This is a genomic window from Clostridium sp., assembly GCF_036781005.1.
GTDB lineage: Bacteria > Bacillota > Clostridia > Clostridiales > Clostridiaceae > Clostridium_B.
This window is the reverse complement of record NZ_DAIQBT010000002.1, coordinates 1-12,417: the sequence shown is the minus strand read 5'-3', so window position 1 is coordinate 12,417 and position 12,417 is coordinate 1. Positions and strand designations below refer to the sequence as shown.

General features: G+C 31.7%; 12 protein-coding genes, 1 pseudogene and 1 other annotated feature. Of the genes and pseudogenes, 1 reads left to right on the top strand and 12 read right to left on the bottom strand.

Annotated features, from left to right (window positions below):
• Position 1 precedes the first annotated feature (1 nt).
• The 10 genes from V7Q02_RS00850 to V7Q02_RS00805 all read right to left on the bottom strand — a co-directional run bounded on the left by V7Q02_RS00850 (position 2) and on the right by V7Q02_RS00805 (position 10,813).
• The gene (locus tag V7Q02_RS00850; protein ID WP_333859062.1) at positions 2–649 is read right to left on the bottom strand and encodes an O-methyltransferase; all 648 of its coding nucleotides are present in this window, start codon (positions 647–649) and stop codon (positions 2–4) included.
• Positions 650–664: 15 nt separating this feature from the next.
• Entirely contained in the window at positions 665–1,684 is a 1,020-nt protein-coding gene (gene mltG, locus V7Q02_RS00845; RefSeq protein ID WP_333859060.1) for an endolytic transglycosylase MltG, read from the bottom strand.
• 15 nt (positions 1,685–1,699) lie between these two features.
• Positions 1,700–3,523: a translational GTPase TypA gene (typA, locus tag V7Q02_RS00840; RefSeq protein WP_333859059.1), complete on the bottom strand. Its 1,824-nt coding sequence runs from the start codon at positions 3,521–3,523 to the stop codon at positions 1,700–1,702.
• Positions 3,524–3,688: 165 nt separating this feature from the next.
• A complete protein-coding gene (locus tag V7Q02_RS00835) occupies positions 3,689–5,356 on the bottom strand; it encodes a ribonuclease J (protein ID WP_333859058.1) in 1,668 nt (555 codons plus the stop codon).
• Positions 5,357–5,394: 38 nt separating this feature from the next.
• Positions 5,395–5,853 carry a Fur family transcriptional regulator gene (locus tag V7Q02_RS00830; protein WP_333859057.1) on the bottom strand — a complete coding sequence of 153 codons (459 nt, stop codon included), beginning with the start codon at positions 5,851–5,853 and terminating at the stop codon, positions 5,395–5,397.
• 167 nt (positions 5,854–6,020) lie between these two features.
• A complete protein-coding gene (locus V7Q02_RS00825) occupies positions 6,021–6,275 on the bottom strand; it encodes a DUF1292 domain-containing protein (RefSeq protein WP_333859056.1) in 255 nt (84 codons plus the stop codon).
• 214 nt (positions 6,276–6,489) lie between these two features.
• Positions 6,490–6,915: a Holliday junction resolvase RuvX gene (gene ruvX / locus V7Q02_RS00820; RefSeq protein ID WP_333859055.1), complete on the bottom strand. Its 426-nt coding sequence runs from the start codon at positions 6,913–6,915 to the stop codon at positions 6,490–6,492.
• A gap of 66 nt (positions 6,916–6,981) precedes the next feature.
• Positions 6,982–7,233, bottom strand: a complete 252-nt coding sequence (locus V7Q02_RS00815) for an IreB family regulatory phosphoprotein (protein WP_012101712.1) — start codon at positions 7,231–7,233, stop codon at positions 6,982–6,984.
• Positions 7,234–7,297: 64 nt separating this feature from the next.
• Positions 7,298–9,967, bottom strand: a complete 2,670-nt coding sequence (alaS, locus tag V7Q02_RS00810) for an alanine--tRNA ligase (RefSeq protein WP_333859054.1) — start codon at positions 9,965–9,967, stop codon at positions 7,298–7,300.
• A gap of 61 nt (positions 9,968–10,028) precedes the next feature.
• Positions 10,029–10,218: a binding site (T-box leader), on the bottom strand.
• Positions 10,219–10,327: 109 nt separating this feature from the next.
• Positions 10,328–10,813: a cell wall-binding repeat-containing protein gene (locus V7Q02_RS00805; protein ID WP_333859053.1), complete on the bottom strand. Its 486-nt coding sequence runs from the start codon at positions 10,811–10,813 to the stop codon at positions 10,328–10,330.
• Positions 10,814–10,934: 121 nt separating this feature from the next.
• Between V7Q02_RS00805 and V7Q02_RS00800 the strand changes: the two genes are divergently transcribed.
• Positions 10,935–11,309 (top strand): helix-turn-helix domain-containing protein, encoded by a 375-nt coding sequence (locus V7Q02_RS00800; RefSeq protein ID WP_333859052.1) that lies wholly within the window; start codon positions 10,935–10,937, stop codon positions 11,307–11,309.
• A gap of 443 nt (positions 11,310–11,752) precedes the next feature.
• Here the strand turns inward: V7Q02_RS00800 and V7Q02_RS00795 are convergent, their stop codons facing one another.
• A complete protein-coding gene (locus V7Q02_RS00795) occupies positions 11,753–11,956 on the bottom strand; it encodes an alpha/beta-type small acid-soluble spore protein (protein ID WP_333859051.1) in 204 nt (67 codons plus the stop codon).
• A 238-nt stretch (positions 11,957–12,194) separates the two neighbouring features.
• Positions 12,195–12,335: pseudogene (locus tag V7Q02_RS00790) on the bottom strand (IS982 family transposase); the annotation flags it as partial.
• Between the last annotated feature and the right edge of the window lie 82 nt (positions 12,336–12,417).

Below are 12,417 nucleotides of genomic sequence, written 5' to 3'. Positions count from 1 at the left end.
ATTAATCCCTCCTTACTGTGACAGCTATGCCGTCTCCCATAGGTATAACGGATGTAATAAATTTATTATTATCAGATATGGCGCTTAAATATTCTCTCATTCTTTTAACTATGGTTATCTTCCTCTTTTCCACCAACTCATCCCAGGCAACCATTCCTCTGAAAAGCACATTATCTGCTACTATTATTCCATCTTTATTTAATAATTTAAGGCAATAAGGCAAAAACTGATTATAATGTCCTTTACCTGCATCTATAAATATGAAATCATACTTCTCTTTTATGGTTTTAAGTACTTCTAAACAGTCTCCTTCCATAACCTGAATACAATCCATAAATTTATATTTTTCTATATTTTCTTTTGCAATCCTTACCATGTCCCTATTTCTTTCCACAGTGGTTATTAAACTTTTTCTTCCAGAACTTATACTCATTAGAATTGCAGAATAGCCAATGGCTGTTCCAAGCTCCAAAATTTTTAAAGGTTTTTTTATACTTATCATAAGTTCTAAAAATTTTGCTACTTCCCTTTGAACTATGGGCACTGAATTTTCTTTTGCATAATCCTCTAGTTCCTTTAATATATCCTTATGTTCTTCTATCAATGATCTTATATAACACTCTATATAATCATGTGCAATATTACTCATTTTTCCCTCCAAAAATCAATCTGCCTGGTTAGCTTTTTTTACCTGTAAAAATTTCTCACTATTATCTGTAAAAAAATGCGTGCCGTCATTATTGGAAACAAAATAAAGATAGTTTGTATTAGAAGGGTTTAGAGCTGCCAGAATACATCCTTTTCCGGGGTTACATATAGGTCCCTCTGGAAGTCCGCTCACTTTATAAGTGTTATATACAGAGTCAACCTGAAGATCTTTATAATATAATTTTTCTTTATACACCCCTAAAGCATATAATACTGTAGCACAGGATTGAAGTTTCATTCCTTTTTGTAATCGGTTATAAAACACCGACGCTGCTTTTCCTCTTTCTTGTGGAATTTCCACTTCTTTTTCCACTATGGAAGCCATGGTTATTATATCATCCAGGTTATTACCTTCTAATTGCACATGGGTGCTCTTCTCTATTTGTTCTATAACCAGAGTAAATCTATCCAGCATAACACCAATTATAGTTTTTCCACTACTTCCTTTCAAAAATTCATAAGTATCTGGAAAAAGATATCCCTCTAAGTTATACCTTCTTTTAGAATTTGCTTTTATAAAATCAGGTAATTCATAATTTTTACAGCTCTCTAAAAAATCTGCACTGGATATTATTCCTTTTTTCTCTAAAGTAGTTCCTATATGTTCTATATCATATCCTTCAGGTATTAAAACTTTTACAGGCTCATCATCTCTGATTCCCGTCTTTAAGTAAGTTTCAAAATTATCTAAAGTTATATTACTAGAAAAAGAATACACTCCTTTTTTTACTTCAATATCTCCAAAATGTCTATTTATATACCATTTTAGTATAAATGCATTTTTCACCAATTTTTCTTTTTCTAGTTTATCTACTACCTGTGATAAATTCTTTTCATTATTTATACTGATATTTACTTTACTTTTATTATTCCTGAGAGGGTATTTTATGTTTGTTACCACAAAATATAAAATACCCACTATTATAATTAAAGCCAAACTACAGAGCAAAAAAATACTTTTTAGGTTTTTTTTCACTATTAACAATCCTTCCTATTTTTTTCTCATGGCTTTCCTTCTCTGTTCTGAATTCAATATTTTCTTTCTCATCCTTATGCTTTTTGGGGTTACTTCCACCAACTCATCTGATGCTATAAATTCTAATGATTTTTCCAAAGTCATTTCATTTAAAGGTACCAATTTTAAAGCCTCATCAGCTCCTGAAGATCTAGTATTTGAAAGGTGTTTCTTCTTACATACATTTACCTCTATATCTTCTGCTCTGGAACACTCTCCAGCTATCATTCCCTCATATACATCCAGTCCCGGTCCTATAAATAAATTTCCCCTTTCCTGGGCATTATAGAGTCCATAGGTTATAGATGTTCCCGTTTCAAACACTACAAGTGATCCTCTAGTTCTTTCAGGTATGTCCCCTTTATATTCTTCATAATCATCAAGCACATGGTTCATTATACCATTTCCTTTAGTATCTGTCATAAATTCATTTCTAAACCCTATAAGTCCCCTGGCAGGTATTTTAAATTCTAGTCTCACATAACCATTTACTGCCGAGGTCATATTTACCATATTAGCCTTTCTAGGCCCTAATTTCTCCATAACCACCCCCATGAACTCTTCCGGTACGTCTATAATGAGATGTTCAATAGGCTCGAGTTTTTTGCCATCTTTTTCTTTAAATATAACTGTAGGTTTTGAAACTTGAAATTCATAGCCCTCTCTTCTCATAGTCTCTATTAAAATTGAAAGATGGAGTTCTCCCCTTCCACTTACCTTGAAGCAGTCAGGAGAATCAGTCTCTTCTACTCTGAGAGATACATTCGTTTCCAGCTCCTTCATAAGTCTGTCTCTCAAATGTCTGGAGGTTACAAAATTTCCTTCTTTTCCTGCAAAAGGGGAATCATTTACCATAAAGTTCATACTAAGCGTAGGTTCATCTATATCTACAAAAGCAATAGCCTCAGGATTTGAAATATCTGCAATGGTTTCTCCTATATTTATATCCTGTATGCCTGAAACTGCCACTATATCTCCAAGTTTAGCTTCATTTACCTCTTCCTTCTTAAGTCCGTTATATGTGTACAGATTAGACACCTTTACATTTTCTACTTTATTTCCTCTTCTTATTAGGGCAACCTGCTGATTTTTCTTTATGATCCCTCTGGTTATCTTTCCCACACCAATTCTGCCCACATATTCATTATGATCTATAGTAGTTACCAACATTTGAAGAGGCATATCTATATATCCTTTAGGTGCAGGTACATTTTTTATTATAGTATCAAACAAAGGTTCCATATTAGTGGAATCATCTTCTATTTCATACTTTGCAAAACCTGCCTTTGCAGAACAATATACCACCTGAAAATCAAGCTGTGAATCGCTGGCACCTAATTCCACAAATAAATCAAATATTTCGTCCAAAACTTCAGAAGCTCTTTCATCTGGCCTATCTATCTTGTTTATCACAACTATAGGCTCAAGCTTTAACTCCAGTGCTTTCTTCAAAACAAATTTTGTCTGGGGCATAGGTCCTTCATATGCATCCACCACTAATAAAACACTGTCTACCATTTCAAGGACACGCTCAACTTCTCCTCCAAAATCTGCGTGTCCTGGGGTATCTACAATATTTATTTTAACTCCTTTATGTACTACAGAAGTATTTTTTGAAAGTATAGTAATTCCTCTTTCTTTTTCCAGGGCATTAGAATCCATAACCCTTTCTTCTATTTTTTCATTTACTCTAAATATATTGCTTTGTTTCAAAAGTGCATCTACCAATGTGGTTTTACCATGATCAACATGGGCGATTATAGCCACATTCCTTATGTCGTTTCTTGTAAATAATTCCATTATTACTCCTCCAATTTGAAATTAGGTATATACATATATATGTCAAAATTTATACATATACTGAAAAAATTGGATACTCTTTTGTATCCAATTAAAATTATAATATTTATTTTAATATTATAGTATTAAAATGTCAACTTTACAAATATTCCTTATAAAGAAGCACTATACTTCCATAATTATAGGTAATATCATCGGTTTTCTCTTTGTCTTTTCATACAAAAACAGCCTAAGTACCTCTTTCACATTAGACTTTATATTTGCCCACTCAGTGATATGCTTTTTTTCACACTCATTTAACGCATTTCTCACCAATTCTTTTGCCTCTTCCATTAAGTCTTCAGACTCTCTGACATAGACGAAACCTCTAGATATTATATCAGGCCCTGCAACAACAGTTCCACTTTCTTTCTCCATGGTAATTACTACTGTAAGTATTCCATCTTGAGAAAGATGCCTTCTATCCCTTAAAACTATATTTCCTACATCACCTACTCCAAGGCCATCCACAAATACCTGTCCCGATACAACTGTACCACTTTTTCTTATGGAATCTCTGGAAACTTCTATAACATCACCATTATCTGCTATGACTACATTGTTAGCAGGAAGTCCAAGACTTATAGCTAAATCCGCATGCTGTTTCAAATGCCTGTATTCTCCATGTACCGGTATAAAAAACTTGGGTTTTACAATAGTGTGTATCAGTTTCAGCTCCTCCTGACAAGCATGGCCAGACACATGTACATCTGCCAGAGCCTCATATATTACATCTGCCCCTTTTTTAAACAACTGATTTATTACTCTAGAGATCAACTTCTCATTTCCAGGTATGGAATTAGCTGAAATTATTATAGTATCTCCCGGAATAATATTCACTTTCTTGTGTTCGGAAGCTGCCATTCTTGAAAGGGCTGACATAGGTTCCCCCTGGCTTCCAGTGGTTATTATAGCTATTTTATTACCATTATACTTATTTATATTATCTATATTTATAATTGTATTTTTTTTAATATCTAAATATCCAAGTTCCGTAGCTACTTCCACTATATTTTCCATGCTTCTTCCAGAAACTGCTACCTTTCTATCATACTTTTCTGCTGCAGTAATAACCTGCTGTATTCTGTGAATATTTGAAGCAAAAGTTGCTACTATTATTCTACTTTTTGCAGAAGCGAAAAATTTTTCAAAGGCCTCTCCCACAGTTCTTTCAGACATAGTATACCCTGGTCTTTCCACATTAGTACTGTCACACAGCATTACAGTGACACCTTTTTTGCTAAGCTCTGCAAATCTGGCTAAATCAATTACACTTCCATCAATAGGTGTATAATCAACTTTAAAATCTCCCGTATGGAGTATAATACCTGCTGAAGTGTGTATTGCAATAGCCATGGAATCTGCTATACTATGGCTGGTTCTTATAAATTCTATAGACATACTTTCCAATTTAATTACATCTCTAGCCTTTACATATTTTAGATCCACCGAATTAATTAAATTATGTTCCCTAAGCTTAGTTTGAACAATGCCAAGAGTTAACTTACTGCCGTACACTGGCACATTAATTTCTTTAAGAACATAAGGTAATGCTCCTATGTGATCTTCATGTCCATGGGTTAAAAATATTCCCCTTACCCTGTCAATGTTTTTTTTCAGGTAAGTGATATCAGGAATAACCACATCTATACCCAGCATCTCTTCATCGGGAAATTTCAAACCACAATCAATTACTATTACATCATTTTTAAATTCTATTACAGTAAGATTTTTCCCGATCTCACCTAATCCACCTAGTGGAATAATTTTTATTTTTTCTTTTTCTTTACGCAAAAAAATCTTCCCTCCTTCTCTTCATAATTTATTTATATTTATTTTGATTTTTTTGTACATTCACTGCATATACCATAAAATTTCAAACTATGATTTAGTATTTTAAAATTATATTTTTCTTCTATTTTTTTCTCTAAAGATTCTAGAAGATCATCAGTTACTTCAATTATTTTAGAACATTTAGTACATATTAAATGATGATGATGATGATTTTCTTCCTTATGAACTATTTCATATCTATTACATCCATCATTCAAATCCAATTTGCATATGACTCCTATATCTTCTAAGAGCTGTACAGTTCTGTAAACCGTAGCCAAACCAATTTCAGGACAAGCAATTTTAACCTGATCATATATCTGCTCTGTAGTAAGATGTTTTCCCTCATTCTTTATTATAATATCTACTACAGCTCGTCTTTGTGGTGTAAGTTTATATCCTTTTTCTTTCAAACTATTTTTTAATCTATCTATTTCTGAAGCAGAAAGCCTTGACATCACTATACCCCGTTTCACCTTAAAATTTAAAAATATTTCTAAAACAACCTATCACAGTATAAGTCTAATATAGCATAATATAGTTGTCAATTGAAAATCAGTTAATATCAAAACTAAAAGCTATAGGACTTCTTTATAGCCTTTAGTTTTAACATTAATAAACTATTTTAATCATTAAACAGTGCTTCATAAACTTCTGAAACCTGATTGAATTCATCCTCATCTTCCACCGTTATAAGTACTTCCTTTCCATCTTCTCCTTTAATTATCTTTAGTACTATAGCCTCTTCCGAATCTTTATTTTCATCAGGTACTGCAATTATATACTCTTTATCTTCTATATCAAATTTGGTGACTACATTAAATTTAACTCTATCTCCTTTTTCATCTTCCAGCATCAAACTACTAACATCATTTTCCATATCAAAATTACCTCTCTTATAAAAATTAATAGCAAAAACAATTTTTTGTCTAAAGAATCAATCAGCCAATACCCTCTCATCTTAAAGTAGAACATAATCACAGACTGTGCCTGGATAAGTTCTTCCCCTGAAGGATATAACGTATTCTAAGTGCTAAAGACACTAAGAATACCATTAATAAGATTCAGATGGAGATAAGTACTTTCCTCTGAACCTAAGAATCACTTGATTTTGAGATTCTATCTAAATATCCCTGTAATATATAAGTAGCTGCCATTTTATCTACTATTTTTTTTCTTTTTGCCCTAGATAAATCTGCCTCCAGCATAGCTCTGTTAGCTGCTACTGTAGTAAGTCTCTCATCCCACATTTTTATGGGCAAATTTATAACTTGCTCTATACTATGGCAAAACTTTAATACCTTTTCACTTTGAGGGCCTAAAGTTCCATTCATATTTTTAGGAAGTCCACAAACAATTATTTCCACTTTATATTCATCACATAGGGATTTCAGCTCCTCAATATCCCTGTCTTCCCCTTTTCTCCTTATGGTAGTAATTCCCTGTGCAGTTATTCCTAGTGGATCACTTAAAGCTACTCCTATGGTTTTATTTCCTACGTCTAATCCAAGTATTCTCAAATTCTTACTACTCCTAATCTTTATTATTATCATAATTTAAAATAAAAATGTCCTAAAAGGACATTTTTATTTTATACCCAAATATGCTTTTAACACTTCTTCAAGTATTTCATCTCTCTCAAGCTTCCTAACCAATGACCTTGCTCCATTATAATTTGTTATATAAGTAGGATCCCCTGAAATCAAATATCCTACCAATTGATTTACAGGATTATATCCTTTTTTAATTAGCGAATCATAAACTTCAGTCAATATCTCTCTAGTCAAAGCCTTTTTGCTTTCGGAAATATCAAACTGAATGGTATTATCCTTGCTCATACATATTCACCCCGCTAACAATTCTAATTAAATATATTATAAAGCATATTTTATAAAATGTATACTACTTAACTATTTTTTCCATGATCATACTGCATTTTCCTATTGCCTCTTCCAATTTATCTGGAAACCTCCCGCCAGCTTGAGCCATATCGGGTCTGCCGCCGCCTCCTCCTCCAGTGATAGCTGCCACTTCTTTTATAATTTTGCCACAATGAACTCCTCTTTCCACTGCATCCTTAGTTGCCATGGCTACCAAATTTACCTTTCCCTCTACATCACTTCCAAGTAGAACTACTGAGTTCTGTGATTTGCTTCTGATTTTATCTGCCAACTCTCTAAGTGCATTTCCATCTACATCCTTTAATACTCCTGTAAATAAGTTTATTCCTTTAACAATTTTAACACTATCTAAAATACTATCCTCTTTACTACCTGCCAATTTCATTTTAAGTTCTTCCAGTTCTTTTCTTACTTCCCTTAATTCATTAAATTGCAAATCCAATTTATGAATAATTTCCTTTTCAGAGCACTTAAATTTATTTGCTATTTCCTTTAGCATATCACTTTTTGAATATAAATATTCAATTGCTTCTCTTCCTGTAACAGCTTCTATTCTCCTTATACCAGCTGCTATTCCCGATTCTGAAACTATTTTAAATAAACCTATCTCTCCAGAATTACTCACATGAGTACCTCCACAAAGTTCTTTGCTGAAATCTCCTATGGAAACAACTCTCACTTCATCTGAGTATTTACTGTCAAAAATTGCTACTGCCCCGCTTTTCTTTGCTTCTTCTAAAGACATCACTGTGGTATTTACTGTTTTTGCTTCCCTTATATTTCCGTTTACCAAATCTTCAACTTCTCTTAATTGTTTATCAGTTAAAGCTTCAAAATGGTTAAAATCAAATCTCAATCTATGTTCATCCACATAAGAACCAGATTGATGTACATGTTCCCCTAACACTCTCCTCAAAGCTTCTCCTAGAATATGGGTGGAAGTATGATTTCTTCTTATATCATCTCTTCTGTTTTTATCAGCTTTTAATAAAACAGTATCTTCCAAATTCACACTTCCTGAAATTATTTCCACAAAATGGAGTATCTTTCCTGCCACATTATTTTTACAATCTACTACTCTACCTTTGAAATTTTCATTATATATAACACCATTATCTCCTACCTGTCCTCCCATTTCTGCATAAAATGGCGTGTTATCTACTAATATAATACCTTTTTCTCCCTGACTTAAAAGAGAAACAAACTCTCCTTCTTTTATCAAGAGCTTAACCTTTGAAGTAGACTCCAATCTATCATAGCCTTCAAATACAGTATCTATATAAAGGGGAATTTTATTTAACACAGTATCTTCTGCTCCCATATAATTAGTTTCTGCTCTGGCAGATCGTGCCATTTCTTTTTGATTCTGCATTTTTTTATTGAATGCTTCCAAATCTACTCCCATATTTTTTTCCTGTAATATTTCTTCAGTAAGTTCTATAGGAAAACCATAGGTATCATATAATTTAAATGCCTTTTCTCCTTCAAGGAGGATACTATTATTATTTTCCAATTCCTCTATAAATTCATTTAAAATCCTCATTCCGCTGTCTATAGTTTCATCAAATCTCTCTTCTTCAAGCCTTATAACCTTTTTTATGTACTCTTCTCTATCTTTAAGCTTAGGATAACTGTCACAGGAATTTTCTATAACTACGCCAGAAAGTTCATATAAAAATCTGCCATTTATACCAAGGGATTTACCGTGTTTTGCAGCTCTTCTCAAAAGTCTTCTAAGCACATATCCCCGTCCTTCATTAGACGGAAGTATACCATCACTTATCATAAAAGTGATACTCCTTATATGATCCGTTATTATCCTTATAGATATATCATTATTTTTATCTTCATTGTATTTTGCTCCAGATATATTACATACTTCTTTCAATATGGCATTTATAGTGTTCACTTCAAATATACTATTTGCTCCCTGCATTATGGTAGCCATTCTTTCAAGACCCATACCTGTATCTATATTAGGGTTTGAAAGTTTATTATAATTCCCATTTTCATCTTTGTCAAATTGAGTAAAAACCAGATTCCAAAACTCTACTATTTCATCATTATCTGCTGCTTTTATAAATTCTTCCACACTATTTATTTTTTTCTGTGCTCTATCATAACTATTTATTTTTTTCTGTGCTCTATCATAATAAATCTCAGAACAAGGGCCACAGGGTCCTACACCATGTTCCCAAAAATTATCCTCTTTTCCTAATCTAAAAATTTTGGAAGGATCCACATCTGTACTTTTTACCCATATATCATAAGCCTCATCATCATCTAAATATATTGTAACATATAATCTATCCTTTGGAAGCTTCAAACTTTCTGTAATAAATTCCCATGCCCATGGAATTGCTTCTTTTTTAAAATAGTCTCCAAAAGAGAAGTTTCCAAGCATCTCAAAAAAAGTACCATGCCTTGAAGTCTTTCCCACATTTTCAATATCTCCTGTTCTTATACATTTTTGACAGGTAGCCACTCTTTTACTAGGCGGAACCTTAAGACCTGTAAAATAAGGCTTAAGTGGAGTCATACCTGCATTTATCAAAAGCAAGCTTTTATCATTTTGAGGTACTAGAGAAAAGCTGGGTAATCTTAAATGTGCTTTTTTTTCAAAAAAACTTAAATACATTTCTCTAATTTGATTTAATCCTAATTTTTCCATATACATCTCTCCTTCTTATTGATATTATAAATAATTTAAAAAATAAAAAGCTTTCATCCACAAAAGGGACGAAAACTTTTCGCGGTACCACCCTAATTATACAGATTTTAAAATATAAAATCCATACCTCTCAAACACCATGATAGGCTCCTAGACAGCCTTCAATAAATCCTATATGAGAAGCTTTACACCCTCTACTTCCTCTCTTTACATATAAGAACATATTTACTTCTTCTATTCACTGCCACATATCCATTTATTTATGATACAAATTATAATTTAAATATGCTTTTATGTCAACTTAACTTATTGGAGTATATTGTCCCTGAATACATTGTGTAACTTGTCCTGTGGATATATTCACCAGGTACTCACAAAGTTCAGTCCTATATCTGGATCTCCTGTTTCGTTATAATCTTTAACTATACAATAACATTTATCCCCATTATAGGTAGTTATCCACCTAGACTCTTCAAAAGGAATATGAATGGACTCATTAGCTTCCAATTCTATTTGTGACTTAACCAAATCCAGTGCCTGTTCAATGTTTACTATGCTGTTTAAATTATCCTCTGATATACTTCCTTCCAATCCTAATGCATATATATTTTGTATGCCTTCATTTCCTATTAAAGTTTCAATAAAATTATCATTTGCACTTTCTTTACCTCCAGAATAGGAACATTCTCCTGTTAAAATTATAGGGTTTCCTTTTAATGCTACTAAGGCTGTCCCACTTAATGTATCTGGAAAATCTGCCCCAGAGGTCAATATAACTTTAGTAAAATCAATATAACCGAAAAAAGTATTTATTATAACCTGAGTTCGAAAAAAAATAAAATACAATTTTGTATAAATATAGATATAGAAAATCCAAAAAATAATTTATATAATTTGAACTAACAAATAGCTATAATTAAAATCTCTAAAAGGGAAATACTAAAATAAAGTATTGGAGATGATATTTGTGGAAGAAAGATTAAAAGTTAATTGTAAACATAGTTCTTATGATATGTTAAAACAGCTGTATCAAACAGAAAAAGATGTAAGGATGAAAATAAGGTTACTCGTAATACTATATTTTGGGGAAGGTTATTCAAGTCTTAAAATTGCAAAACTTGTTCACCAATCAGATTCCACAGTGAGGCGATATCTGCATAGATATAATAAATTTGGATTGCCAAGTTTAAAAGATATACCCCATCCCCCTAAAAATACTATATTAAGTGATGAAGAACTTAAAGAAATTGATAAGAATTCATCTCAAAGTCCCCGTGATAGTGGCCTGGAATACAGCTTTTATTTTCGAACTCACGTTAAATTTATTACTGATCAACTATAGTTTCATAAGCAATTACTACGAATCTAAGGCACGAAATTTTATTCATATAGTAAATATTTATTTAACCTATATAAAATAATATTGTAACAATTAGGGAATATAATATACCTACAGTAAAATTATATATTGGTTAACTTTATTATTCATTGTAAATATGTAAGAAGATGATTACCAGTTATTGTGTCTAAGGTTGCAGGGCACGTTAAAATGGTTGCAACCACCATAACTCTATATAAATTACTGCACTCTTAAAATAATATTAAAAATAGGTACTTAGCATTGTTAGGTGCTTATTTTTATATTTAAGTATTTAAAATATAACTGTTATATGTTTGGTTTTTAGCCAGATATCTTTTATCACAAATAAACACCCGTTATTTAGGGTGTCTATTTTATTTACAAATATTTGTTATATAGAACGTTGGATTGTAACAAATATGCATTTATTTTAACAATTTATTTTCATAATCTTCGACCATTTTTTTAACCATATTACCACCTGTTGGACCAGCTAGAGCTCCAATTTCTTTTGAGGGTAAATCTGCAACATACTTTTTATTTAAATCTATACCTAATTCATTTGCTGTTTCTGTTTTAAGCTTATCTAATTTTTTTTGTGCACCTGGAACTAATGGCTTTTTTGACATAATTAATTTCCTCCTCTATTGATTTATGATATTATAATTTATGTAGTTTCCTAGGAATTAACCTAGAAAATTAGAGGTAATATTTAAATTAATTATTAAAAATAGAATTAATTTAACCTGAGTTCGAAAAAATAAAATACAATTTTGTATAAATATAGATATAGAAAATCCAAAAAATAATTTAGCTACAAATGAAGAAATAATTTAACACTTATTTACATTTAAAGTAATATTGTGATTAAGCTAAATAAGAATGTTTGTCCAATTTCAAAGAAGGCTTTTTAGGAAGAAAACTATATGCTGCCAGTCCTGAAACTATATTTACCATAAAATTGGTAAAGCTTCTATGGCGGCTATGCTCTATTTGACATATATTCTTTTTTAGTTGGTTCAACCACGACTTTTATGAATAATTAAGGATACCATTAATTGTATTACCAATATGATGGCAAAAAGGTTGA